Origin of the sequence: Pseudoalteromonas rhizosphaerae (assembly GCF_028885455.1) — a bacterium.
In the GTDB taxonomy this organism is placed as follows: domain Bacteria; phylum Pseudomonadota; class Gammaproteobacteria; order Enterobacterales; family Alteromonadaceae; genus Pseudoalteromonas; species Pseudoalteromonas rhizosphaerae.
In genome coordinates this window covers 5,068,918-5,094,882 of sequence record NZ_CP118496.1, presented here as the reverse complement: position 1 = coordinate 5,094,882, position 25,965 = coordinate 5,068,918, and the positions used below count along the sequence as shown (strand labels likewise).

Sequence of the window (25,965 nt, the reverse complement as noted above, 5' to 3'; positions counted from 1 at the left end):
TTTTGAGATGAAAAATTTCGCTCTTATCGGTGCCTCTGGTTATATTGCACCACGCCATTTAAAAGCAATTAAAGAAACAGGCCATAATCTACTTGTGGCAATGGATATAAATGATTCAGTAGGCATTATGGATAGCCATTTCCCTGACGCTGAATTTTTCACCGAATTTGAAGACTTTACCGCCTTTGTTGAAGACTGTGCAATGAAAGGTCAAAAACTTGACTATATTGCTATATGCAGCCCAAACTACCTGCATGCACCACATATGAAGTATGCTTTAAAAAATGGTATTGATGTAATTTGTGAGAAGCCATTAGTACTACACTCTGAAGACATGGATATTCTAAAAGAGTATGAAGAAAAGTATGGTGCAAGCGTAAACTCAATACTGCAATTAAGATTACACCCTTCAATCATTGCCTTAAAAGAAAAAGTGGCAGCAGCACCAGCAGATAAAATATTTGATGTTGATCTAACGTATATGACATCGCGCGGTAAATGGTACATGAAATCTTGGAAAGGCTTTGATCATAAATCAGGCGGTGTAGCGACTAATATTGGTGTGCATTTTTACGATATGCTGCATTTCATTTTTGGTGACCTTAATCATAATGAAGTCCACTTTAGAGATGAAAAAACTTCTAGTGGCTACCTTGAATATGAACGCGCACGTGTTAAATGGTTCCTATCGATTGACTCAAAGAATTTGCCAGAAAATGCGGTTAAGGGTGAAAAACTTACTTACCGTAGCATTACTATTAATGACGGTAATAATACAGAAGAACTGGAGTTTTCAGGCGGCTTTACTGATTTACATACGCAGAGTTATCTGAATATTTTAGCGGGTAAAGGTTTTGGTATTGATGAAAACCGTGTAGCAATTGAAACAGTAGAGAAAATCCGTGAAATGCCATTGGCAGAGGCCGGTAGCAAGGCGCACCCACTTCTAACTAAGGTGCTATAACTATGAACTACCATGTGCATGAAAGCGCCATTATTGATGCTGGCGCAAAAATAGGCACTGATACACGTGTTTGGCATTTTGTGCACGTGTGTAGTGGTGCTCAAATTGGTGATGGTTGCTCTTTAGGTCAAAATGTATTTATTGGTAATAAAGTCACAATTGGCAATAACGTCAAAATACAAAATAACGTATCCGTTTACGATAATGTACATATCGAAGATGATGTGTTCTGTGGCCCAAGCATGGTATTTACTAATGTGTATAATCCTCGCTCATTCATTGAGCGGAAGACGGAATACCGTGACACATTAGTCAAACAAGGCGCAACGCTTGGCGCTAATTGTACCATTGTGTGTGGTGTTACAATTGGTGAATATTCTTTAGTTGGTGCTGGGGCTGTTATAAATAAAAATGTACCTGCATTCGCACTGATGGTTGGAGTACCAGCTAGGCAAATTGGTTGGATAAGTAAGTACGGCGAGCAGTTGGATTTACCCCTTACTGGCAATGCAAGTACAGCGTGTGAGCACACCGGTGAGGTGTATGTTTTAGAAGAGGGGATGTTATTTATAAGATAACATACACTTTCATGTAAACATCGCCAGTTATTAATTGTAGGGCTTTAGCCCTTAAAGCCATCAAGCCATTAGGGTTTGGTGGCTGCAATTTAATAAGTTTATACAAACTATAAACACATCCTAATTTAAAGAATTTAAAATGACCATACAATTTATAGATCTAGCTGCACAATACCAACACTTAAAAACAAAAATAGATGCACGAATTAAAACCGTTTTAGACCACGGCAATTATATTATGGGGCCAGAAGTACAAGAGCTTGAAGATGAGCTTGCAAAATATGTAGGTGTTAAACATGCTGTTACCTGTGCAAATGGGACCGATGCACTCACACTTGCTATGATGGTACTAGATATAAAACCGGGCGACGCTGTTTTTTGTCCCACTTTTACTTTTTTTGCTACAGCAGAAGTCATCGCCTATGAAGGTGCTACGCCTGTATTTGTAGATTCAGATGAAGCCACGTTTAATATTTGTCCTATCGATCTAGAAAAGCGTATTCAAGCAACAATTGCTGAAGGTAAATTAAAACCTAAAGCAATTATTGCTGTAGATTTATTTGGTTTACCGGCAAGCTATCCTGAAATTCAAAAAGTTGCTGACAAATATGACCTTAAGCTAGTAGAAGATGCGGCACAAGGGTTTGGTGGCAGTATTGATGGAAAACGCGCTGGTAATTTTGGTGATATAGCCACAACTAGCTTCTTCCCTGCAAAGCCACTGGGTTGCTACGGTGATGGCGGCGCAATTTTTACAAATAATGATGAGTATGCAGAGATGCTCAAATCATATCGCGTACATGGCAAAGGCAAAGATAAATACGATAACGTACGTATTGGCATGAATAGCCGCTTAGATACCATTCAAGCAGCTATATTGCTTGAGAAATTAGCAGAGTTCCCGACTGAACTTATTAACCGTAATAAAGCTGCTGATAATTATGAGAAAACACTGTCAGACAAATACCAAACGCCACAAGTTCCTAAAGGTTATGTAAGTTCATGGGCACAGTACACGCTGGTATCAACCAACCGTGATGTAGATATGGAGGAATATAAAGAGCAGGGTATACCCACTATGATTTATTATGGTACGTGTATGCATGAACAAACAGCATTTAGCCAGCTGGGTTATCAACCTGGCGACTTCCCAGTCGCTGAAAAATTAGCTAAGTCGGTATTTAGTTTGCCTATGCATGGTTATATTTAAGTGTTTAATTATTCTGAAAAAAATAAAGTATTAATAAGGCTCATTTCATCGACTGCAATAGCTCAGGTTATTCCATTTGCTATCAGCCCCATACTAACAAGGCTTTATTCACCTTCAGATTTTGGTTATTTTAGTTTCTTTTGTTCTTTAGTCGCAGTTTTTGCTGTTTGGGCTAACGGACGTTTTGAGTTAGCAATAGTATTAGGGAGGCAGAAGAAGGTATCGATAGCGCTGTTTTATATAGGTCTGCTCTTTTCTTTTTCTGTCTGCTTGTTATTGCTAATTCTGGGCGTAATATTAAAAAACTATTTGATTAATATTGGGTTTGGGGAATTTACATTTCCATTACTTTCTTTCTATATTGTGGTTGTTTTAGGTGTTAGTAGTAACTCATTATTTAATTATTATCTTACTAAGTTAGAAAGGTTTAAGACGATAGGTAATGCACTTATTGGAAAAGCAATAATAATAAGTATACTTCAAATTGTCTTTGGTTTTTTTGAGCTGGGGGGGGAAGGTTTAGTCTTGGCTTGGTTTTTAGCTTTTTTATCTTCCAGTATCCTAATGTATATGTATGGAGCTAAAAACGAACTTCCTTTTCAAGGTTTGGGAGCTAGGAAATTATATGTTTTTTTTAAGGCTTATATTAGGTTTCCTTTTTTCTCCGCACCCGCTAGTTTGCTAAGTACAATTTCAAGTCAGGCTAATAACTTATTAATCCCTTTTGTTTTTAGTATGAGCACTCTTGGTTTGTATTCATTGGCTGAAAGGTTGCTATCAGCACCAATTACATTGATCGGAAACTCTATTAGCCAGGTTTATTTTAAAGCTATTTCTTCAGATCCAAATAATGCCATGGTTGAGTTCAAATCTGCATTGTTAAAATTGTCTATAATATCTATTTTAATTTTTTTTGTAGTACAATTATTTGCCAACTCGCTCTTTGTTCTGTTATTTGGTGATGAGTGGGCAGGGGCTGCAAATATAGCTAAATTATTTTCTATTCAATTTTGTGTTCAATTAATTATCTCGCCTTTGTTGGTTACTCTTCAAATATATAAAAAAAATAAAATTGAACTTTTATTGCAGTTTTTGATGTGTCTTACATATATGTCAGTCTATTTAGTTGCATATATTTATGCTTGGAGTTTTCTTGAGCTTGCCAAATGTTTGTCTTTATTGGTTGCGTTTAATTATTTTGTTATAGGGGCTTATTTATATAGCCTTGTGAAGAAAAATATGAGGCTGTGAAATGTTGTATTTTAGATTTGTATTTTTATTGCTTTTTATTAGGTTTTTGCTCGACTTTTCATATGTTAACTTTGTTTTTAAGTACTATAATTATGCAGGGTTTAATTATGATTTCGACATCAATCAGTATGTACTTTCTATAATTATGTATTTGTTATGTATACCTCTGTGTAGTTTATTTCTTAAAAAGGTGAGTGATTACTTTTTTTTAAGTGCTTGTATGTTTTTTTATGCGCCTATTACGAGTCTGTTCGGGTTAGACTCTGCTAGAGATTTTTATGTTGTATTCCTTTGTTTAAGTTCATTGTATTTAATGTATTACTTTATAAATCATAGTTTTGTTTCTTTTAAAAATGTGCCTTATATCAATGGTGGGGGGCAATTAGCAATTTATCTATCAATTTTCTGCATGTTTCTCGTTTTGTCTAATTTCCTATTATCCGGTGCTAGTTTAAATTTTGATTTAGACGCGGTTTATCAGTTTAGAGATCAAAATGCAAAATTGGCAGAAGTCGGGATATTTACATATTTAAATAACTGGACCTACTCTATATTTACTCTTTACATACTCGCAATTTGCTTAAAAAACTCACGTTTTTTTCTGTTAGCTTTTTTTCTGAGTTTACAGGTTGTGTTTTTTGGCTTTTCAGCACATAAAGCCGTGCTTTTTATGCCATTTTTAGTTATTGGTGCTTGGTATTATTTCAAAAAGGAAAGAAGCTTAATAATTCTCCCTTTCTCAATTTCATTTTCTTTATTGGTGTGTGTAGTTTTGTTTTTGTATTTTGATGATATACAGGTTTCTGGGCTATACGTTCGCCGTGTATTTTTTGTTCCTGCGCAGCTTACTTTCGCTTATGTGGATTTCTTTAATCAAAATGAGTTTACCTTCTGGTCTCAATCAATCATGAAGTACTTTATAGATTACCCATATGAGCAAGGCATTTCATCTTTAATTGGTAATTGGATGTTTAATGATGATACTAGGGCTAATAATGGGCTGGTTTCTAGTGGTTATGCTAATTTTGGCGCAATAGGTGTGTATATTTATTCGCTTTTATTAGCTTTAATAATAAAGATGATTGATGACTTTTCACTAAGTGGAAATATGCCGACATGGTTTGCAATATCTTTGATTGCTAGCCCTCTTAATGTTGCGCTTATTCAGTCTGATTTGTTTACAGCCGCTTTAACTCATGGTTTATTAATAGCTCTCCTTTTAGTTTATATAAGTAGAGCGAAAGTTATAAAGGAGACTACTATTGAGCAATAAAGTCATACACGTATCTAATACAGATATACGATCTGATTTTAGAATCATTCGACAAATAAAAGCATTGCAAGATTATGATGTTATAGCTATCGGGATCGAAGATAAGTCCGAGCCTCACAAGTTTAATTTGGATGGTTATTGTAAATATATAATTCTCAAAAGCTTTAGCGCCAAATTTGTAACTAAATCGATTAGACATTTTTTTAATCTAATTTATTTTAATATACAAGCTTTTTTATTGTTCAAATCTTGTAAACCTAGCCTTATTCATGTGCATGATACCTATCCGCTTTTTTCAGCAATAGCATATAAAAAACTATATGGCTGTAAGGTTGTTTATGATTGCCATGAATTAGAATCAAATAAGGGCGGGCAAAGTAAGGCCCTTGCTCGTTTGACATATTTTATCGAATCTTTGTGCTATAGACATTGTGATTCATTGATCACAGTATCCTCACTCATTGAAAAATGGTACATAGACACATTTTTGGAGTTGCCTTATCATGAGTTGATATATAATTCTCCTGAGTTTAAACAAAACCTAGCATCAAAGACTTTTTCGGATACTAATAGCAATAAGTTTGTCTATGTTGGACAGTTTTCAGAAGGACGTAATTTAATCGAGCTATTAGATATTTTCCAAGATAATGGGCAAGAGTGTCATTTTATAGGTTGGGGAGTGCTGGAGGATAGAATTATAGAATCCTCTAAAGGTTTTAAAAATATCCACTACCATAAGCCAATGCCAAATGATCTTTTGATGGAGTTTTTAAATGAAAATGATTTTACTTTTGGCCTATGTATATTAGCCCCTATTTCTTTAAGTGATAAGTACTCATTACCTAATAAGCTTTTTGAATACACTTTTAGCGGGTTTAATGTTATCGGCAGTGATTTCCCTGAAATTGCAAGTTATATAAAAAATACAAACTCAGGGTATACCTTCAAAAATATAGAAGAATTCAAGGTTTTATTAAATACAGGTGGGTTAATAAGAAAAAATATAAATCATGAGGAGCTTGATGGGTATTCTTGGTCTCAAATGATAGTAAAACTTAGACGTTTATATTCGAATTTGCTTTAATTTGTTTTCTAAAAGGTTGTTAAATTATGTGTGGAATTTTCGGTGTTGTTTCAAAACAACACAATATTAATGTTGGGCATCTTAAAGAGCTAGCGAAACACTCTAGGCAAAGAGGAAGGGATTCAAGTGGCTTAATTACATTTGAGGCTGGCTCTTATGCAACTACTAGAGCTGATTTTGATATTAATAAGCTGCTTAAGTCGACTTCATTGAATAATAAAAAGCTTGTGTTTGGCCATAGTAGATTAGTCACTAATGGTCTTACAGATAATCAACCAGTGATACGTGATGGTATAATTGCTATACATAATGGCATTATAGTTAATGATGAAGAGTTATGGAAAGATATAAATGTTGAACGTAAGTTTCAGATAGATTCTGAAGTTATTATCGCTATTGCTCTAGATTGTTTAGAAAAAGGCGTTGCTTTAGAGGATATTCCCACTCATATTTTGGATAAATGTAAGGGCGTAGTTGCGTGTGCGCTGTTGTTCCCATCTATGGGTAAAGCGCTTCTTTTTTCAAATAATGGAAGTTTATATGTTGCAGATTCAAATGATAGTTTATATTTTTCATCTGAGAGCTATCCTTTAACTAAATTGGGTTTCTCAGTTGTACATAAAGTAATAAATGAAACAGTTGTTTGGGATATTCCAAAAGCAAATAATACTGGTGAGGTTAAAGATTTTCACTCTAGAAAACTAGATCTAGTTCCAGCATTATCTTTTAATGCTGAGAAAGAAGCTCTTCTTGAATATAATGAGCCAGTACTTAAACGTTGTACTAAATGTATTCTTCCAGAGACTATGCCTTTTATCCATTTTGACTCACTCGGTGTTTGTAATTATTGCAATACGTACAAACCAAAGAATCAGCCCAAGCCCAAAGAAGAGCTTTTTGAGCTAGTAGAAAAGTATCGAAGAAAAGGTGAACCTGACTGTATTGTGCCATTCTCTGGTGGGCGAGATAGTTGCTACGGTTTACATTTAATTGTTAATGAATTGAAGATGAAACCAATTACTTATACTTATGACTGGGGGTTAGTTACAGATTTAGGGAGACGTAATATTAGCAGAATGTGCGCGCAATTAGGTGTTGAAAATATCATTGTTGCGGCTGATATTGAGAAAAAACGTAAGAATGTTGCGATAAACCTTAAGGCTTGGTTGAAGTCTCCTCACCTTGGCATGATGAGTATATTGACAGCAGGTGATAAGCATTTCTTCAGACATGTTGAAACAGTTAAAAAGCAAACTGGCATAGATATTAATTTATGGGGCGTAAACCCATTAGAGGTAACTCACTTTAAAACTGGTTTTCTCGATATTCCACCTGACTTTGAAGGTAAGCATGTTTACACTAACGGCGCAATGAAGCAGCTGCATTATCAGAAAAAGCGCTTTACGGCAATGATGGATAGCCCTGGTTACTTTAACTCTTCATTGTTTGATACGCTTGCTGGTGAGTACTTCCGTAGCTTTACAGAGAAGAAAGATTACTTCCATATATTTGATTATTGGAGATGGGACGAAACTGAATTAGATAATATTTTACTTAATCAATATGATTGGGAAAAAGCGATAGATACTCCTACAACATGGCGTATTGGGGATGCAACAGCCGCTTTTTACAATTATGTTTACTATACAGTTGCAGGTTTCACTGAGCATGACACTTTTCGAAGTAACCAAATTCGTGAAGGGGATATCACAAGAGATGAAGCTTTAGCGCTTACAAGAGAAGAAAATAAACCAAGGTATCCAAATATTAAATGGTATCTTGATGTTTTAGGTATTGACTTCGGTGAAGCTATTCGTACCGTTAACAGTATTCCTAAGTTATATAAATCTTCCTAATTTTTAGGCTTAGATATTTTATGAATATTTGGTGTATATCAAAATATGCGAGCATCCCCAGTTATGGGGCTGCCGCTCGCCTTTTCTATTTAGCAAAAGAGTTTAGTAAGCAGTGTGAACAAGTTGTTCTCATTACTTCTGACTCAAATCATTTATGTAAGTTCCCCGAAACTGAAAATAGATATAATTACGAAGAGCAGGATGGAGTAAAGGTTTGTTGGATTAAAAATATAAAATACAATAAGTCAGCTTCAATGAAACGTGTATTGAGTTGGTTTGACTTCGAGTTTAGGCTTTTTCTAATGGATAAAAAAAAGCTAAATAAACCAGATGTAGTTCTAATATCATCACTTTCATTGCTTTCGATTGTATACGGGTATTATTTAAAAAAAAGGTTCGGTGCATCACTAATTTTTGAAATTAGGGATATTTGGCCTCTAACACTTATTGAAGAGGGAGGTGTAAGTAAATACCATCCCCTATCAATTGCATTAGGGTGGTTAGAAAAGTTTGGTTATAAAAATGCAGATTTAATCGTTGGTACTATGCCTAGGTTAGACTTACATGTAGAGAATATCCTAGGTTATAAAAAAGAAGTTTTTTGTTCTCCGTTAGGTATCGATGAACATCAGATTGGTGCCGTTTTAGAGGTGCCTAAGTTAGATGTTTATTTCCCTAAAGGAAAAAAAATAATCGGTTATGCTGGAAGTATGGGTATATCTAATTCACTTCAGCCGTTTATTGATACCATAAAAAATATGTCTGAACTTAAAGATCTTCACTTTGTTTTAGTTGGTGATGGTGATTTAAAAGATAAGTTCAAAAATGAACTAACTAGTTACGATAACGTAACTTTTGTTCCAAAAATAAAGCAAGAAGAGGTTCAGTATTTTTTGAATAAATGTGATGTTTTGTATTTATCAACCCAGAATTCAAAAGTGTGGGATTTTGGGCAATCCATGAATAAGGTAGTGCAATATATGTTATCAGGTAAACCTGTGGTTGCTTCATACTCAGGTTATCCATCGATGTTAAATGAGTCAGGTTCTGGGATTTTTATACCTGCTGACGATAAAGATGTGATGCAAGATGCGATGCAAGATGCATTAATCAAGTTTGCGTTCTTGAATGACGATGAGCGGCGCAACCTTGGCGACAAAGGAAAAGAATGGATCCTCTCCAGGAGAATGTATAAAACACTTGCTGAGGAGTACCTTGTTAAAATTCGTGAAATAGAAAATATTTCAGGGCAGAATGGAAGGTAGTTATGAAACGCCTCTTTGATTTTTTAGTTGCCCTCAGTGCATTATTTATTTTATTACCCATAATAATTGTTGTTGCTGTACTTATTCGTTTTAAATTGGGCTCGCCTATTTTATTTACGCAAGACCGCCCTGGTTTGAATGGTCAAATTTTTAAAATGATGAAGTTTAGGACCATGCTTGATGGTAAAGATAAGCAAGGTAATTTACTGCCAGACGATGAACGGATGACTCAATTTGGTGCTTTTTTACGCTCTACCAGCTTAGATGAGCTACCTGGTTTATTTAATGTATTAAAAGGGGATATGAGCTTAGTAGGGCCAAGGCCTTTATTAGTACAGTATTTACCTTTGTACAGTACAGAGCAAGCGCGACGCCATAATGTACGCCCGGGTATTACCGGTTGGGCGCAAGTGAATGGCCGTAATGCGATTAGTTGGGAGCAAAAGTTTAAGCTCGATGTGTGGTATGTTGACAATCAAAGCTTCTTACTGGATTTTAAAATACTATTACTTACCGTAAAAAAAGTATTTGTACGTGAAGGTATAAGCGCTGAAGGTGAGGCGACAATGTCTCTTTTTAAAGGGAGTGATAATAAGTGAAAGAAATTATAGTTATAGGTGGTGGTGGATTTGCTAAAGAGGTTGTTTGGCTAGCGCATGATTGCAACCGTAAAGTAAGAGGTGTTTTAGACGATAATACTTTTACACATGGTGCAGATGTCCAAGGGGCAATCGTTTTAGGTTCAGTTGACTCTTGGGTGGATTACACTTCAGATTGTGAGTTTGTAATAGCTATCGGTAATCCTAGGACGCGTAAAGCCGTCTCAGATAAAATGCAGCTATTAGGAAAGCCGAATTTTGCAACATTAATCCACCCGAGTGCTAGATACTCCAATACTGTTAGTTTTGGTCAAGGTAGCATCATTTGTGCAGGTTCTATACTCACTGCAGATATTACCCTTGGCGCTCACAATATATTAAACCTTAATGTAACCGTTGGGCATGAATGTAAATTTGGTGATTTTATAACTGTAGCTCCAATGGCCGCTATTTCTGGAAACGTAATATTAGACGACCTAGTTGAAATTGGTACGGGTGCTACAATTAGACAAGGTTTAAATCTTCAGAAAGGCTCAATGCTTGGAATGGGGGGAGTATTGACTAAAAACATTCCGGAAAGAACTATTTTTGCTGGTAACCCCGCTAAAAAATTAAAGGAGATAACTGAGTAATGGAAGTATCAATAATAGGCTCTGGAACTATGGCTACGGGTATAGCCCAAGTGCTTTGTGTAAGTAATGAGGTTTCAAAAGTAAATTTAATCGCAAGAACTGAAGATAAAGCTATTACTTCAAAAAGTACCTGTGAAAAAAATATATCTAGACTTGCTCGTAAAGGGAAAATATCAGCTGAGCTGTCAAGTATTGCAATAGAAAAAGTTGTCTGTTGCACCGAGCTTGCAATTGTTGGTAATTCTGATTTGATTATAGAAGCGATTGCCGAAGACTTTGTCGCTAAAATGGAACTTTTTTCTAAGCTTTCTGGTTTTATTAATGAATCAACAATTGTTGCTTCTAATACTTCATCTCTATCTATTACAGCTTTTGGTAGTGTTTTACCAAACCCAGAGAATGTAATCGGGTTACATTTTTTCAACCCTGCTCCTATTATGGAATTAGTTGAAATAGTTGTAGGCCATGAAACTAACCCTTTGGTAGTTGATAAGTTGCAAACTCTGACTAAGGCTTTAGGTAAAGCGCCTGTTGTTGTTCAAGAAGCTCCTGGGTTCGTTGTGAACCGAATGTTGATACCGATGATCAATGAAGCTGTAAGTATTTTAGCCGAAGGTGTAGCAACAGCTGAAGATATTGATAGAGCTATGAGGTTTGGTGCGCACCATCCTATGGGCCCTTTAGCACTAGCCGATTTAATTGGTAATGATGTGAATTTATCTATAATGGAAACTCTTTATAGTGAAACTGGAGATCCTAAATATAGAGCCCATCCCCTCCTAAGAAAAATGGTTAGAGCTAACCATTTAGGCCGTAAAACTAAGAAAGGCTTTTTTGAGTATTAATATATGTTAAATACCTCGTTTTCTCCTTGGCCTAGCTTCACTCAAGAAGAAGCTGATGCTGTAAGTCGTGTAGTTTTGTCAAACAAAGTTAACTACTGGACGGGTACAGAATGCCGTGAATTTGAAAAAGAATTTGCTACTTGGGCAGATAGCGAATACGCAATTGCACTTGGTAATGGCACTTTAGCGCTTGATATAGCCCTTAAAGCGTTAAATGTGGGTACTGGCGATGAAGTTATCACTACGCCGCGTACTTTTTTAGCGTCTGCCTCAAGTATTGTTACTGCTGGCGCAGCGCCAGTATTTGCTGATGTGGATTTAAATAGCCAAGCGATTACCGCAGAATCTATAAAAGCTGTACTTACACCAAAAACAAAAGCAGTTATTGTTGTGCACTTAGCGGGCATGCCTGCTGAAATGGACGCAATTATGGCACTTAGTAAAGAGCGTGGTTTTTATGTAATAGAAGACTGCGCTCAAGCCCATGGCGCTAAGTATAAAGGCCGTTCTGTAGGTAGTATTGGTCATGTTGGCGCGTGGAGTTTCTGCCAAGATAAAATTATGACCACCGGCGGTGAAGGCGGCATGGTAACCACTAACTCTAAAGAGTTATGGTCAACTATGTGGAGCTATAAAGACCACGGAAAAAGCTTTGATGCAATATACAACCGTGAGCACCCACCTGGGTTTAGATGGTTACACGAAAGCTTTGGTACTAACTGGCGTATGACTGAAATGCAAGCAGTACTGGGACGTATTCAGTTAACTCGTATGGCTGAGTGGTCTGCGAAACGCCAAGCATACGGCGCACAACTAGACCAAGCGGCGAGTGGTTTTGACTGTATCCGTTTAGTTGAGGTTCCTGAATACAGTGAACACGCTGAATATAAGCATTATATGTTTATTAAGCCTGAGTGCTTAGCCGAAGGTTGGGATCGCGATCGTACAGTGAACACCATTTTAGAGCGTGGTGTACCTTGCTTTCAAGGCAGTTGTTCTGAAGTGTATTTAGAAAAGGCCTTTGACAACACCCCATGGCGCCCAGAAAAACGCTTACCTAACGCTATAGAGCTTGGCGAAACCTCTATTATGTTTTTAGTACACCCAACCCTTACTGAAGATGAAATAGCTAAAACAACCCAAGTTATGAAAGAAGTGTTTGAGTTAGCAAGTAAGTAATAAGGCGCTAGGTACTAGGTGCTAGAAAAAGTATAGGGAACTAAGGGTGGTAATTTTATGCAATTTGAAAAACAGGATGTTTGGAAAAGAGCTTCTCGGTTGGCGTGTGATACCTATAAAGCTATTGCTAATTGCAAAGATTTTGGATTTAAAGATCAAGTTACACGTTCGGCTTTATCTATACCTTCCAATATAGCGGAGGGAGTAGAGCGTGAAACTCTAAACGATGAATCTAGATTTTTATATTACGTGAAAAGCTCAGCTGGTGAATTAGTTACACAACTTTATATTGGTATTGAAATTGGTTTTATAGATAAAGAGCATGGATTAAAGCTAATATCTGAAGCTAAAGAAGTTGCAGCAATGATCGCGGCGTTAATTAAACGCAGAAAAGGCTTTGTTAAAGAGCAAGAGCCTGATTATGATATTGGTAGCTCCTAGCTCCTAGCTCCTAGCTCCTAGCTCCTAGCTCCTAGCTCCTAGCTCCTAGCTCCTAGCTCCTAGCTCCTAGCTCCTTCGCTGTTTATAAGCTATAATTCATAAAATTTTAACAATTTAGGAGTATGGTTATTTGCTCTTAACTTTTCTAATTAACAAATTACAAGAAAAGGGAACTTGTTTTGGATAGTTTCATCCGGTCTATTTTGAATACTTCTCGCACTAAAAAACGTGCGATTACTTTATTTATTGATTCACTGTTTATTGCCGCTGCATTTTGGCTTGCGCTTATAGTGCGTTTAGATAGCCTCGCGCCTTTTAATGAAGTGGGTAATTGGTTGCTGTTAGCGATGTTAATACCTACCGGTTTAATCGCATTTATTAATTTAGGTTTATACCGTGCAGTGCTCAGGTACATGAACGCACAGGCGTTATGGGCTATTGTGCTTGGCACGGTTATCACCACTGTAAGCTTAGTATTACTGTCGTTTTTTGTAGGCATTACCATCCCGCGAACTATGCCATTTATTTTTGCTTGGTTATGTTTACTGACGGTTGGTGGTTCGCGCATTTTGGTCCGCGCGATGATCGGCAGAATGGCTACTGTAAATAAAGAGTCAGTTATTATTTATGGTGCAGGTTCTGCGGGTAGACAGCTTGCTACGGCACTAGGTGCTGGCCCAGAATATTATGTTCGGGCTTTTATTGACGATGATGTCACTAAGCAAGGTTCGATCGTTCAAGGTATTCCGGTAATCAGTTTTAAAGATATTTATGAACTGATTAATAATGGCAAGGCTACTAAAGTATTATTAGCGCTACCTAGTGCAAGCCGATCAAGGCGTAAAGAGGTGCTTGCGCAGCTTGAGCCGTTGACGATTAAAGTTTTATCCATTCCCGGTATGGCCGATGTTGTTGAAGGTAAAGCGCAGCTCTCTGAATTTAGAGAAGTTGAAATTGAAGACTTATTAGGTCGAGACCCAGTTACACCAAAACCTGAACTTATGGCTGCAAATATTGCTGGTAAAACAGTAATGGTTACTGGTGCTGGTGGATCTATTGGCTCAGAGCTCTGCAGACAAATAGTTAGGCAGCACCCTAAAAAACTCGTATTATTTGAAATATCTGAGTTTGGCTTATATTCAATTGAGAAAGAGCTTAATGAGTATGTAGCTAATAATAATATTGATTTAGAGCTAATACCAATAATGGGTTCAGTGCAGCGCATTAATCGTATTGAAACAGTAATGATGGCGTTTGATGTTCAAACTGTTTATCACGCCGCAGCCTATAAACATGTTCCGCTTGTGGAGCACAACGTAGTCGAGGGCGTACGTAATAACTTATTTGGTACTTACTATGCTGCCAAAGCTGCTGTTAACGCTGGGGTTGAAACTTTTGTATTAATCTCTACCGATAAAGCAGTACGCCCAACAAATGTTATGGGGGCTACTAAGCGGATGGCTGAGTTGGTGCTGCAAGGTTTAGCGCAAACCAAAGGTAAAGAACATCGTACGCGCTTTTGTATGGTTCGCTTTGGTAATGTACTTGGCTCGTCTGGCTCTGTAGTGCCGTTATTTCGTAGGCAAATAAAAGAAGGTGGTCCAATTACCCTCACCCATCAAGATATTACTCGCTTTTTTATGACGATACCTGAAGCTGCGCAATTGGTAATTCAAGCAGGCTCAATGGGTAAAGGCGGGGATGTGTTTGTACTTGATATGGGAGATTCGGTAAAAATTAAAGATCTAGCTAGTAAAATGATCCGCCTTTCCGGCTTTGAAGTGAAAGACAAAACCAACCCTCTTGGTGACATTGAAATTTTATGTACAGGTCTTCGCCCTGGCGAAAAGCTTTACGAGGAGTTATTAATCGGTAATAACGTGGGTGAAACTCCACATGAGCGTATTATGACGGCAAATGAAGCTATGTTACCATTATCTGAGTTAAAAGTGTTTTTAGAAGCATTTGATATCGCCTGCCATAACTTTGACCACGAGTCGATTCGCCAATTATTACTCGACGCCCCAACGGGGTTTAACCCAACGGATGGAATTTGTGATTTAGTATGGAATGCTAAAAAAGACGCTCAGCTTGAGAGTCAGCTTCAAGCTAATGTAGTTAATTTAAAGGGATAGGTTGAAGGTACTAGGGAAGTGACTAGGCTTTACTTCACCTCATTGCCTTCTTTGTGTATATGATTTTTCAGGCTGGGCTTTATGCCCCCCTGTGTCAGGATAGTTGTCGCCTCTAACTTTTAGTAGAGGCAGGTAAAAATGAGACGTCGATTTACACAAGAAGGTTGAAAAAGTATTATCTCAATGTGATGATGTGGGCTTAGAAGATATTGCAGATGATTTAGGCTAAAGTATCCCTATAATTACCCTTTATATATCAATGAACTAATACAACTAATAGTATTAATAAATGTGGGAAGTGAGGGAACATTCATGGTGTTTTGTGATGTTATGAAGCGCCAAAACAACAGAACTAATACACATGAATGCTTCTACTATTTTGCACAATATGCTCCGTGCTGTCATTACCCCTAATACCAATCTGCATAAAGATTAAGTAACCTGAATCTCGTTTAAGAAATTGCACTAAATACCTGTTCCGAGATCCGATCTTTCGACCAAGAACGATTGGATAAACAAGGAACAGGCATGATTAAATTAGTTGAATTGTTTTGCGATGTCGATGATTTTTGCAAAGTATTTATCCCTCAATGGAACAAACAATTACTCGACGATGGCATCCAAAAACGTCGACGAGCAGGACGTATGACGACCAGTGAAATTATGACTATTGTCATTAGTTTCCATATGTCGCATCACCGTGACTTTAAGAATTACTACCTTGGTATGTTTCACTTATGTACAAAAGTGAATTTTCTAATTTACTCAGCTATACCCGATTCTTAGCTGTTATGCCTCCGATGTGCGCCTATTTCACTTCGCTTAAAGGTAAGCCCAAAGGGGGGGAATTCATTGACTCTACATGCATCAAGGTGTGCAATAATATTCGTATTCCAAGACACAAAACCTTTGATGGAATAGCCCAACGTGGCAAAGGGTCGATGGGGTGGTTTTATGGCTTCAAGCTGCATTTAATCGTTAATCATCATGGTGAAATTGTTGCTGCGAAAGTGACAACAGGTAATGTACATGATACTCAACCAGTGCGTGAGTTAGCGAACTGTCTGACAGATAAATTGTATGGTGACAAAGGGTATTTAAGTAAAGCTTTAGAAGCCGACTTGCTCGATAAAGGGATAAAGCTTATTACGACGGTTCGCAAAAACATGAAGGCAAAAGCGATGTCATTATGGGATAGAGCAATGCTTTCAAAGCGCTTTATAATCGAAACAATTAATGACCAACTCAAGAACATTTCCTTCATCGAACATTCAAGACATCGGAGTATGAACGGTTTTATGTTGAATTTAGTGGCTGGATTGGTGGCTTATTGCTTGAAAGAAAATAAGCCACACCTTAATTTAACTGACGTAGAGCTCAATACATTAGTTATAGCTTAAGCAGATCTCAGGTTAAGTAAATTTGATCCAATCTTTAGAGCATGCATATTCTCCCCAGCTTTGATCACCCAATGGCATTAACTTTGATCACTTATTCTCATTAAGCTTTGATCACGAAAATCACTCGATAATGATCACTTTTGTGTTCTTAATGATTTTGCCGATCAAAGCTTAATGCCACTCGTTACCGAGTTCACGTTTTATCATTTTTGTAGGTATGTTAAACCGTTATCTAAATCGTTTGATGAGGATAACAATAATGTCAACAAGACCTATATCTATGAGTAAATTACATGCTATTTTACGGCTGAAATATTCGGCACAATTATCCCATCGAGAGATTGCTAGAAGCTTAAATATCTCCCCTGGGACCGTCGCTAATTACGTTAAAAAGGCCAATGAATTAGGGTTAAACCAATGGCCATTACCTGAAGATAAACAACACGGTACTTTTCTTAATACAAAAATCAGGGACTTCTCAACCCGTCAAAAAAGATACCCAACACCTGACTGGCTCACCATCAATAAGGATTTAAAGCAGCACAAACATTTGACGTTGCAGTTAGTATTCGATGAATTGCGTGAGAAAGTCGCTGAGCCTTATTACAGCTATAGCCACTTCTGCCGCGCCTACCGGCAATGGTTAGGAAAACAACGGTTGTCGATGCGTCAGCATCATAAAGGCGGTGAAAAGCTGTTTGTGGATTATTGTGGCCCCACGCTGACCATCACGTGCCCTACAACACAGGAAACACGTACTGCTCAAGTGTTTGTTGCCGTGCTCGGCGCATCAAATTATACCTATGCTGAGGCAACGTATAGTCAACAACTTGAAGATTGGGTGATGAGTCATGCCCGTTGCTTTGCATTTTTAGGCGGTGTTCCAGAGCTTGTTATTCCCGACAACTTAAAAAGCGCCGTTAGTAAACCCTGTCGCTACGAGCCTGATTTAAACCCCACGTATCATCAATTAGCCGAGTATTTTAATGTCGCTGTCATACCGGCTAGACCTTATAAACCCAAAGATAAATCGAAGACTGAAGTCGGTGTACAAATTGTTGAGCGTTGGATCATGGCACGTCTGCGTAACCAAACCTTCTACAGCTTAGCGCACCTAAATCAAGAAATAGCAAAGCTACTTGATGTAATGAACAATAAGGTCATGAAGCAATATCAACAGTCACGTAAACAGCTATTTGATAGGGTGGATAAAAGCGCATTAAAGCCATTGCCTGAAAAGCCCTATCACTATACACAAATCAAAACGGTGCGAGTACACATTGATTATCATGTCGAAATAGAAAAACATTACTACAGTGTGCCGTATCAGTGGGTTAAGAAACAATTACGCGCACACATAACCAATCAGCTAGTACAGCTTTATCATGACGATACCTTAATCGCACAACATCCTCGCTCACATCGTTTAGGTGGGCATACAACACAGTCTCATCATATGCCTCTGGCGCATCAAAAACAGCATGAGCAGTCACCGATAAATTTACGCTCATGGGCATTAAGTATCGGGGAGTATACCCACCAAGTTATTGAGTTACAGCTCAGTGGACGGCGTCACCCCGAGCACGCTTATCGCGCCTGTTTAGGGGTGTTGAGTTTAGCTAAAACCTATTCAAAAGAACGGCTTGAGCAAGCGTGTTATCGCGCAATCGTGATGAATACGACAACACTCAAATCAATTAAGCAGATGCTGAAAAAGGGGTTGGATCAACAACCGTTACCCACACAGCAAACAGAGCCAGAAAAGCCAATTAAGCATGGCAACATACGCGGCACACAGTATTACCATTAAGGAAATGAATCATGATAAACACCATTAACCAGCAACTTCAACTACTCAAGTTATCGGGTATAAAGCAAGCACTCAAGCAGCAGTTTGAACAGCCAAATCTATATCAAGAACAAAGCTTTATAGAGCGCGTCAGTTTATTGCTAACACATGAAATTGACACGCGTGAGCAAAGAAAAATCGACCGGCTCGTGCGACACGCTAAATTCCGCTTACCAGCTCAGTTAAATCAACTGATTTACTCACCGGCACGTAATATAGAAAAAGCACAGATACGTAACTTAAGCCAAAATAGCTGGCTGAACTTACATCAAAATATCTTAATCACCGGGGCAACAGGCTGTGGAAAAACATACCTCGCATGTGCCTTAGGGCATGAGCACTGCCTACAAGGAAAAAGCGTTTACTATATTCGATTAAAAGAACTACTTGAAAGCCTGTTTCTAGCACAAGCAGATGGTAGTTACCGGAAATTACTGGCGAAGTTAATAAAGTATGATCTACTGATCTTAGACGACTGGGGGCTTGAACCACTGAGTGCACAGCAACGAGGTGACTTACTCGAATTAATCGATGCGCGGTATGGGTATAAATCACACATAATTATAAGTCAGCTCCCGCAGGAAAACTGGCATGAGATGATTGGAGAATCAACCCATGCTGACGCCATTTTAGATAGGCTAATTCATGGTTCGATTAAGTTGAACTTAAAAGGAGAATCGATACGAAAACAGTTAAATAAATTGACTGATGATGATCAGTTAAGCTAATTTAAAAACGGCTCTACAAAATGATAAATCAGGTGATCAAAGCTGATGAGAATCGGTGATCAAAGTCATGAGAATACGCAAAGCATATGCTTTTAACCATATCAGAGACTGAGATGAATTTATTCCACGCTTGCAAAATTTGTTCGACTATTTCTTCATAACCACTGAATACATGATTAGATAGACAGTTTTGCCGTATCCTACTCCGGGGAGTAAGGCGGAAGTTTTATTAGCGTAACATTATTTAATGGTTGTACCGTATCAATAGTATGCCAACCAGCGCCATCAATGATCACGACCACATGACGTCCCGCCTCCGTTGCTTTTGATATTAATTCCCATGAGTTGTCTCATGACATCTTTATTGACGATAGGGTTGATCAGCGCTTCTGTTTTACCATTACTTGGGCACACTGCACCAAATAAGTATCCATACTCAAACTAAGTTATTGTCAAATCTGGTGTATGAGCTCTGCTTGATCTTGCATTATTCTTTCGCCGTCTTTAAATTTTATCCCTGTGATCACGTCAGCTAATAGCTTAAATCCTCGCAGACGATACCATTTTTCTCTGCAGATTGTGCGAGCTTAAAGATCATCATTAAGGTGGTTGTCCGACTGCCACTGCTCTTCACTTTATACGTTCTCAGCCTTACTGTCGCAAACGTTGACTCTATCGGATTACTGATTCTAATATGTTTCCAATGCTCTGCAGGATAATCATAAAATGTTAACATTTCATATTTATCCTTCATCAAGCAATCCGTCGCCTTTTTGTATTTAACAGAGTAATTATTAACAAATAAATCATACGCTTTATAAGCAGAAAAGCGACTCTCTGCCATTCAGATATCTTGCAAATTCGCTTTGATTTTCTGCTGCATTGATTTAGACACTTTGTTTAACACATTCGCTATTTTGTGCACCCAACAACGCTGATGTTGCGTTGTTGGACAGGGCATTCCAAAATCCCAGCGCGCCATCACCAATGGTCAATTTGGACGGTATTGTTAGACCCTGTGAGTGCAACTGGTTTAACACTTCAATCCAGCACTGCCCAGACCATCTACCACCGCTAACAATGCCTTTCTACTCGTTTCATCTACGCCCATAACCACTAATAAGCACAGCTTATCATCCATTCTAACTTTGCTGTAAATACCATCAGCCCAGATATACACATACCGACGTTTAGTCAAAGAACGTCCAGTCCATTGCTGGCATTCTGTTTTCCAAGCTTCTTTCAATCGAGATACGCTGTTTACGGACAACCTTTTGGCCTGCTCACCGAGCAATGACACCAAAGCAGGCTGCATATCACCTGTTTAAATCCCTCGTAAATAGAGCTGTGGGATCAATTCTTCAATGCTTTTCTTCCGTTTTAAATAAGTCGGGATCAAGGGACTATTGAATTTAACGCCTTCATTTTTTTGCTCCCTTACTTTAGGTGTTTTTACTTCAATATCACCGAGGCTGTTTGAATAGTACGTTCAGTTTTAACAATCCTCAGAAGCCCTTCGACGGTCTCATGCTGGTATTGAGTAAGCAGTTCCGCCTCTATAGCTTGAGGTAACAGCTGCTGAGCCCCTGTTTTTAGTAATTATTCTAACGGATTTACTGGTGCCTCGATGGAAATAACATTATCATTTTCAGTCATTGCGATGCCTCTCTGGTTAATTGTTGAACCGCCAAGATCAATTGACAGATTACATAGCAATGACTTTTTCTCATACACCAGAAGCGGCTATAGCGCCTAGGTATAGAGGGTTAAGGTTAAATGAGTTTGATTTAAATAGAACAGCTATGATCACTAATTTACACATTAGTATGAACTTAGTTGCCTGATTTTAAACTATATGCTGCTCTAGGGGAGTGACTAGTACTCGTTCACAGAAGTTCTGATCAGTTGCCTTACTTAAATTCAGGCAACTGATTTATTCCTATCAATAGCTTTATCGTTCGGCTTTTTCCAGCAGTTGAAGTGATGAACCCTTTCTTTTTAAGCGTTAAAATCATTGCATGAACACTTGATGATGCAGTTCCAAAATAACGCTCAAAATCATTTTCAGCAGGTGCAACACCATTCACTTTTGTGTAGTAATAAATAAATGCCAAATACTGCCCTTGTTTCACAGTGAACGACGGCAACTCTTCTTTATTCATAATGAACTTTTATCCTAATTGACGATCCTTTAACTCATATTTACTCATTTAATATTGTTATGAACCGAAAGTATATTGTTGAATTATCAGCAGAAGAAAAATGCGAATTAGTTAACTACTGCAAAAAAGGCATGGTCAATGTTCGAAAGTACAAACGAGCCGCCATTTTATTAAAAGCGGACCGTTGTCGATATACAACAGATCAAATATGTGAAGCGGTTCAAGTGAGCTCTTCAACTGTATTTCGAGTCAAACGTCAGTTTGTCGAAGACGGTTTAGAAGCCGCTTTAAATGAAGGTGCACGAAGTGGTGCTATGAGAAAAACCTCCGCGAAAGATGAAGTAACTTTAATAGCCACAGCCTGTTCTGAGCCGCCAACAGGACACTGCCGATGGACATTAGCGTTACTTGGCGAGCGATTAATAACATTAACGGATTTAGACAGTATTTCATATGAAACGGTTCGTAGACGCCTTAAAGAAAATGCGTTAAAGCCATGGCAAAAAAAGATGTGGTGTGTGGCAACAATGGACGCTGAGTATATTGCAAGAATGGAGCATGTACTTGAATTATATGCTGAGCCAGCGGATGAGCTCAATCCCATTATTAATTTTGATGAGGCGATGAAGCAACTTGTTGATGATACACGGCCAGTACAACCGATGAAAAAGGGACAGGTAAAACGCCTAGATTATGAATATAAACGGGTTGGCGTGGCTAACTTATTTGTATTCTTTGACCGTCATCGGGGTTGGCGACACGTTAAAGCAACACAGAGGAAAACGAAAGTTGATTTTGCACACTGTATGAAGGACTTAGTCGATGAACACTACCCACATGCGAATAAAATTCGTGTCGTGCTAGATAACTTATCGACTCATACGGAAGGTGCGTTATATAAAGCATTTTCACCGCAAGAAGCACGACGTATTTTAAATAAAATAGAGTTCCATTACACACCTAAACATGCGAGTTGGTTGAATATGGTCGAGATAGAAATTGGCAATATGAATAAGCAATGCTTAGATCGGCGCATAGCAAGTATGGAAGAGTTAAAGACAGAGCTCACGGCGTGGGAATGGCGCCGAAATAAAGAAGGCGCCAGTATAAATTGGATGTTTAATGTTGATTCAGCACGTGAAAAACTAGAGAGAGCTTACGGTGCTCTCAACTAGTCAAAATTTGTGTGACGAAGTACTAGAACCTAGTGTCTAGAGTCTACCACCTTTAACTTATTTTTAACTACACCAACAACCAAGTGGCAGTGCCTAGGAAGGCGAAGATCCCTACAATATCGGTTACGGTTGTCAGTACCACGCTGCCAGCTAATGCAGGATCAATTTTCATTTTTTTTAATAGCAGCGGAATACTGGCACCGGCGATACCTGCGGCTACTAAGTTCATAAACATGGCAAAGGCGAGTACGCCGCCAAGCTTAAAGTCCCATTGCCAAATAGCAACAACACCGGCAATTAAAATAGACCAAACAATCCCGTTTATTGCGCCGATTGCAAGCTCTTTGATCAGTAAAAAGCGTTGGTTAGTTTGGTTGATATGACCCACTGCAATACCACGTATTACGAGTGTTAATGTTTGGCTGCCCGCAACACCCCCCATGGATGGCACTATACCGTTGAGTACTGCTAGAATAGGTAAAATTGCTAAAGTGTTTTCAAAGAAGCTTGCCACAATCGCAGCAAGTAGCGCGGTTAACAAGTTAACGCCAAGCCAAATTGAGCGCTTTTTCGAACTTTTTAACACCGGAGCAAAGGTATCTTCTTCATCATCAAGACCGGCTAGGCTTAATAAGCTATGCTCGGCGTCTTCACGGATAACGTCAACGATATCATCGATGGTGATACGGCCAAGTAGATGGTCATTATCATCAACCACTGGGGCTGATATCCAGTTATGACGTTCAAACAGTTGTGCTACATCGGTTTCATCCATCGAAATGAGGATAGATTCACAATCTTCATCCATTAAGTCGCGAATGATTTTATCTGGCGAGTTAGTCAACAAGGTCGTTAACGACATGGCACCTATAAAGCAGTTATGTTTATCAACAACATAAAGATCATCGGTACCTTCTGGTAGCTCACCACGTAAACGTAAGTAGCGCAGTACTACGTCGATAGTGACATCAGGGCGGATGGTCACTGTATCGGTGTTCATCAGCGCGCCAGCAGAGCGCTCTTGATAAGAGAGTGCTTGAGTTGCACGTTCTCGATCTTGGCTGTCCATGGCACTAACAACGTCTTTGTAGACGGTATCAGGTAGGCTACGTAGTACTTCCCCTAGATCATCGTGACTCATGTCCTCAGTTGCCGCAGCGATGTGCTTCGGCTCCATTTGGGCAATGATCCCTAAACGAACATCTTCTGATAGTTCTTCAAGTACGTCACCTTGTACATCTGGATCAACCAGTTGCCATAATAAGGTACGAATCTTATGCGGGGATGACTCGAGTAATAATGCGGTGTCACACGGAGCTGTTTTTGCCAACATACGCCTTACTTGAACAAATTGACCACTGTTAAGTGACTTGGTCACTTGTTTTAGTTGTTGTAGTGGGTAATCTTGTTCAAAAGCTTCTGGCATTGGCGTCCTTAAAAAATTAATACACTTGATAGGTAGGGTAACTGTTGTCGATAATTAACGCGCTTGGTCTGTTTAATTAACGACTTTATTCAGTTTAACGCAATTTAGTGGTACTGACTACGAGCTATTCTTGTTCGTTAAAGCGTTGTGCGATCAACTCACCAATTGCTGCAAGAGCAGGTTCAGCGTCCGGGCCCTCACATACAACTTTAACTTCTTTGCCTTGGCTACTTTCTAATAGCATTAAGCCCAGTACGCTGTCGCCTGCGGCTTGTTTGTCATCTTGATGAAGTGTGATGCTGGCATCAAACTGCACAGCTAATTGCGCTAATACGCTGGCTGCGCGAGCATGTAAACCGAGTTTGTTTTTTATTAAAAATGTATCTTCTAAGCGCATCAACATTCCTTACTGTAAACGTGAGTTGTTATTCTTGTTCACGATGGCGAATTTTCACATTACTGTGGCTCATCGAGAAGCTTTCACCTATAGTTTGCGCTAGATAAACTGAGCGATGTTGACCACCGGTGCAACCAATAGCAATTGTTAAGTAACTGCGGTTATTACGTTCTAAGTGCGGTAACCAAGTTTGTACAAAGGTTTGGATCTGCCAAGTGAATTTTTGCACGATACTGTGACTGGCTAAATAATCTTTTACTGGTTGATCCAGGCCTGTGAGCGGTTTTAACTCAGGCTCCCAGTGTGGATTAGGTAAAAAACGTGCATCAAATACATAATCGGCTTCTTTTGGAATACCATGCTTAAAACCAAATGATTCAAAGGTGATGATTAGTTTTTTATCTTTTTTCCCTAAAATCTTTTCACGGATTGACTCAGCAAGCTGGTGGACACTGAGATCTGTGGTATCAAGCATGAAATCAGCACGAGTAGTTAATACATCAAGCAACACTTTTTCTTGCTTGATGGCTAAATCCAGTGGCAAAGAATCCAAAGATAATGGGTGTAAGCGGCGGGTTTCAGAAAAGCGTTTGATCAGGGTTTGATCATCACTGTCTAAATAAAATAGCGTCGGATTTGCAAAACCAGGCAAGTATTCAAGAATGTCGTTAAATTCTTCCTGCTCTTTCGGTAAATTACGAACATCGATACTGACGGCAATTTTGTCGTAATTATCAGAGACACTGCGTACTAATGACGGTAATAAGTTAACTGGAATATTATCTACACAATAATAGCCAAGATCTTCTACAACACGTAAAGCAACAGATTTACCTGAGCCAGAACGCCCACTGATGATGATTAACTCCATGTAAATTCTCCTTCATTTAATACCAATTTTATTAAAAACATGCTCATTCTTGCTTGTTAAATAACCCACTAACTTTGTTTAAAATTATTTATATAGAACAACTATATCTCATAATTTCCACCTTGTTCTAGAGCTATTTCCCTGTTGCAATAATTACTCTCTAATTCAATACAATACAATTGGTATGACTACGATTGAGCTGCAATTACATGATACAAATCTTGGTCTGTTTTTGCGCTACGTAGTTGTTTACAAAAATCTTTGTTATTGAGTTTATCAGCAATTGTGGCTAACGTCTTCAAATGAAGTTGGCTGTCACCATCTGGTACGATGAGGGCTACAAATATATCAACTGGGCGATTATCAATCGCATCAAAATCAACCGGTGATTCACTCACTAAAATTATTGCTAGCGGGTTTTCAACACCACTCATACGGCCATGAGGGATAGCAATACCACGACCAATACCGGTACTACCTAGTTTTTCTCTCGATAGTAGTGCGTTGAGGATTTCTTGTTGTGATAGCTGAGGGAGTTGTTCATGAGCCAATTGGCTTATAAATTCAATGATCCGTTTTTTGCTATTAAAAAGGACCGCAGCTTTACTGCAGTCCTGACAAATAAGTGAGCTTAATTTCATAGTG

22 protein-coding genes and 2 pseudogenes are annotated in these 25,965 nt (G+C 38.4%); 18 read left to right on the top strand and 6 right to left on the bottom strand.

The window, feature by feature from the left end; genetic code table 11:
• Positions 1-7 precede the first annotated feature (7 nt).
• From PVK79_RS22245 to istB, 17 genes and pseudogenes are all read left to right on the top strand, one after another.
• Complete coding sequence (locus PVK79_RS22245; RefSeq protein WP_257324826.1) at positions 8-964, top strand: Gfo/Idh/MocA family oxidoreductase; 957 nt, start codon at positions 8-10, stop codon at positions 962-964.
• Between the two features lie 2 nt (positions 965-966).
• Complete coding sequence (locus tag PVK79_RS22240; RefSeq protein WP_257324824.1) at positions 967-1,542, top strand: acyltransferase; 576 nt, start codon at positions 967-969, stop codon at positions 1,540-1,542.
• 145 nt (positions 1,543-1,687) lie between these two features.
• Complete coding sequence (locus PVK79_RS22235) at positions 1,688-2,752, top strand: DegT/DnrJ/EryC1/StrS family aminotransferase (RefSeq protein WP_257326412.1); 1,065 nt, start codon at positions 1,688-1,690, stop codon at positions 2,750-2,752.
• Positions 2,753-4,003 (top strand): oligosaccharide flippase family protein, encoded by a 1,251-nt coding sequence (locus tag PVK79_RS22230; protein WP_257324823.1) that lies wholly within the window; start codon positions 2,753-2,755, stop codon positions 4,001-4,003.
• 220 nt (positions 4,004-4,223) lie between these two features.
• Positions 4,224-5,276, top strand: a complete 1,053-nt coding sequence (locus PVK79_RS22225) for a hypothetical protein (RefSeq protein WP_257324822.1) — start codon at positions 4,224-4,226, stop codon at positions 5,274-5,276.
• A complete protein-coding gene (locus PVK79_RS22220; protein WP_257324821.1) occupies positions 5,266-6,360 on the top strand; it encodes a glycosyltransferase in 1,095 nt (364 codons plus the stop codon). Before PVK79_RS22225 ends, PVK79_RS22220 begins: the two co-directional genes overlap by 11 nt.
• Positions 6,361-6,386: 26 nt before the next feature.
• A complete protein-coding gene (locus PVK79_RS22215; protein ID WP_257324820.1) occupies positions 6,387-8,216 on the top strand; it encodes a hypothetical protein in 1,830 nt (609 codons plus the stop codon).
• Between the two features lie 20 nt (positions 8,217-8,236).
• Entirely contained in the window at positions 8,237-9,481 is a 1,245-nt protein-coding gene (locus tag PVK79_RS22210; RefSeq protein ID WP_257324819.1) for a glycosyltransferase family 4 protein, read from the top strand.
• Positions 9,482-9,483: 2 nt separating this feature from the next.
• Positions 9,484-10,080 carry a sugar transferase gene (locus PVK79_RS22205; protein WP_210797762.1) on the top strand — a complete coding sequence of 199 codons (597 nt, stop codon included), beginning with the start codon at positions 9,484-9,486 and terminating at the stop codon, positions 10,078-10,080.
• Positions 10,077-10,712: an acetyltransferase gene (locus PVK79_RS22200; protein WP_210797763.1), complete on the top strand. Its 636-nt coding sequence runs from the start codon at positions 10,077-10,079 to the stop codon at positions 10,710-10,712. Before PVK79_RS22205 ends, PVK79_RS22200 begins: the two co-directional genes overlap by 4 nt.
• Complete coding sequence (locus PVK79_RS22195; protein WP_210797764.1) at positions 10,712-11,557, top strand: 3-hydroxyacyl-CoA dehydrogenase family protein; 846 nt, start codon at positions 10,712-10,714, stop codon at positions 11,555-11,557. Before PVK79_RS22200 ends, PVK79_RS22195 begins: the two co-directional genes overlap by 1 nt.
• 3 nt (positions 11,558-11,560) lie before the next feature.
• Positions 11,561-12,736, top strand: a complete 1,176-nt coding sequence (locus PVK79_RS22190) for a DegT/DnrJ/EryC1/StrS family aminotransferase (protein ID WP_257324817.1) — start codon at positions 11,561-11,563, stop codon at positions 12,734-12,736.
• Positions 12,737-12,793: 57 nt separating this feature from the next.
• Positions 12,794-13,177 (top strand): four helix bundle protein, encoded by a 384-nt coding sequence (locus PVK79_RS22185; protein ID WP_257324815.1) that lies wholly within the window; start codon positions 12,794-12,796, stop codon positions 13,175-13,177.
• Positions 13,178-13,356: 179 nt separating this feature from the next.
• Complete coding sequence (locus PVK79_RS22180) at positions 13,357-15,312, top strand: polysaccharide biosynthesis protein (RefSeq protein WP_257324813.1); 1,956 nt, start codon at positions 13,357-13,359, stop codon at positions 15,310-15,312.
• A 528-nt stretch (positions 15,313-15,840) separates the two neighbouring features.
• A pseudogene (locus PVK79_RS22175) lies at positions 15,841-16,712 on the top strand (IS982 family transposase).
• A gap of 259 nt (positions 16,713-16,971) precedes the next feature.
• Positions 16,972-18,522 (top strand): IS21 family transposase, encoded by a 1,551-nt coding sequence (gene istA, locus PVK79_RS22170; protein WP_257324811.1) that lies wholly within the window; start codon positions 16,972-16,974, stop codon positions 18,520-18,522.
• Between the two features lie 11 nt (positions 18,523-18,533).
• On the top strand, positions 18,534-19,289 hold the full coding sequence (gene istB / locus PVK79_RS22165) for an IS21-like element helper ATPase IstB (protein WP_257323996.1): 756 nt from the start codon (positions 18,534-18,536) through the stop codon (positions 19,287-19,289).
• Positions 19,290-19,821: 532 nt separating this feature from the next.
• Here the strand turns inward: istB and PVK79_RS22160 are convergent.
• Both PVK79_RS22160 and PVK79_RS22155 read right to left on the bottom strand, forming a co-directional pair.
• A pseudogene (locus PVK79_RS22160) lies at positions 19,822-20,604 on the bottom strand (transposase).
• Positions 20,605-21,199: 595 nt separating this feature from the next.
• A complete protein-coding gene (locus PVK79_RS22155) occupies positions 21,200-21,451 on the bottom strand; it encodes a LexA family protein (protein ID WP_149983453.1) in 252 nt (83 codons plus the stop codon).
• Positions 21,452-21,510: 59 nt separating this feature from the next.
• Here PVK79_RS22155 and PVK79_RS22150 point away from each other — a divergent pair, with 59 nt between their 5' ends.
• A complete protein-coding gene (locus tag PVK79_RS22150; RefSeq protein ID WP_257324033.1) occupies positions 21,511-22,626 on the top strand; it encodes an IS630 family transposase in 1,116 nt (371 codons plus the stop codon).
• A gap of 67 nt (positions 22,627-22,693) precedes the next feature.
• On the opposite strand, the gene mgtE is transcribed toward PVK79_RS22150, so the two are convergent.
• The 4 genes from mgtE to ptsN all read right to left on the bottom strand — a co-directional run bounded on the left by mgtE (position 22,694) and on the right by ptsN (position 25,961).
• Positions 22,694-24,052: a magnesium transporter gene (mgtE, locus tag PVK79_RS22145; RefSeq protein WP_145236729.1), complete on the bottom strand. Its 1,359-nt coding sequence runs from the start codon at positions 24,050-24,052 to the stop codon at positions 22,694-22,696.
• Between the two features lie 124 nt (positions 24,053-24,176).
• Entirely contained in the window at positions 24,177-24,449 is a 273-nt protein-coding gene (locus tag PVK79_RS22140; RefSeq protein WP_064667815.1) for an HPr family phosphocarrier protein, read from the bottom strand.
• A 28-nt stretch (positions 24,450-24,477) separates the two neighbouring features.
• On the bottom strand, positions 24,478-25,320 hold the full coding sequence (rapZ, locus tag PVK79_RS22135) for an RNase adapter RapZ (protein WP_145236732.1): 843 nt from the start codon (positions 25,318-25,320) through the stop codon (positions 24,478-24,480).
• 188 nt (positions 25,321-25,508) lie between these two features.
• Complete coding sequence (gene ptsN, locus PVK79_RS22130; RefSeq protein WP_145236736.1) at positions 25,509-25,961, bottom strand: PTS IIA-like nitrogen regulatory protein PtsN; 453 nt, start codon at positions 25,959-25,961, stop codon at positions 25,509-25,511.
• Between the last annotated feature and the right edge of the window lie 4 nt (positions 25,962-25,965).

Coding starts and splice junctions, on each gene's coding strand:
- PVK79_RS22245 (WP_257324826.1), top strand. CDS start 8: ATGAAAAATTTCGCTCTTATCGGTGCCTCTGGTTATATTGCACCACGC.
- PVK79_RS22240 (WP_257324824.1), top strand. CDS start 967: ATGAACTACCATGTGCATGAAAGCGCCATTATTGATGCTGGCGCAAAA.
- PVK79_RS22225 (WP_257324822.1), top strand. CDS start 4,224: ATGTTTTTTTATGCGCCTATTACGAGTCTGTTCGGGTTAGACTCTGCT.
- PVK79_RS22215 (WP_257324820.1), top strand. CDS start 6,387: ATGTGTGGAATTTTCGGTGTTGTTTCAAAACAACACAATATTAATGTT.
- PVK79_RS22210 (WP_257324819.1), top strand. CDS start 8,237: ATGAATATTTGGTGTATATCAAAATATGCGAGCATCCCCAGTTATGGG.
- PVK79_RS22205 (WP_210797762.1), top strand. CDS start 9,484: ATGAAACGCCTCTTTGATTTTTTAGTTGCCCTCAGTGCATTATTTATT.
- PVK79_RS22195 (WP_210797764.1), top strand. CDS start 10,712: ATGGAAGTATCAATAATAGGCTCTGGAACTATGGCTACGGGTATAGCC.
- PVK79_RS22190 (WP_257324817.1), top strand. CDS start 11,561: ATGTTAAATACCTCGTTTTCTCCTTGGCCTAGCTTCACTCAAGAAGAA.
- PVK79_RS22185 (WP_257324815.1), top strand. CDS start 12,794: ATGCAATTTGAAAAACAGGATGTTTGGAAAAGAGCTTCTCGGTTGGCG.
- istA (WP_257324811.1), top strand. CDS start 16,972: ATGTCAACAAGACCTATATCTATGAGTAAATTACATGCTATTTTACGG.
- istB (WP_257323996.1), top strand. CDS start 18,534: ATGATAAACACCATTAACCAGCAACTTCAACTACTCAAGTTATCGGGT.
- PVK79_RS22155 (WP_149983453.1), bottom strand. CDS start 21,451: ATGAATAAAGAAGAGTTGCCGTCGTTCACTGTGAAACAAGGGCAGTAT.
- PVK79_RS22150 (WP_257324033.1), top strand. CDS start 21,511: ATGAACCGAAAGTATATTGTTGAATTATCAGCAGAAGAAAAATGCGAA.
- mgtE (WP_145236729.1), bottom strand. CDS start 24,052: ATGCCAGAAGCTTTTGAACAAGATTACCCACTACAACAACTAAAACAA.
- PVK79_RS22140 (WP_064667815.1), bottom strand. CDS start 24,449: ATGCGCTTAGAAGATACATTTTTAATAAAAAACAAACTCGGTTTACAT.
- rapZ (WP_145236732.1), bottom strand. CDS start 25,320: ATGGAGTTAATCATCATCAGTGGGCGTTCTGGCTCAGGTAAATCTGTT.
- ptsN (WP_145236736.1), bottom strand. CDS start 25,961: ATGAAATTAAGCTCACTTATTTGTCAGGACTGCAGTAAAGCTGCGGTC.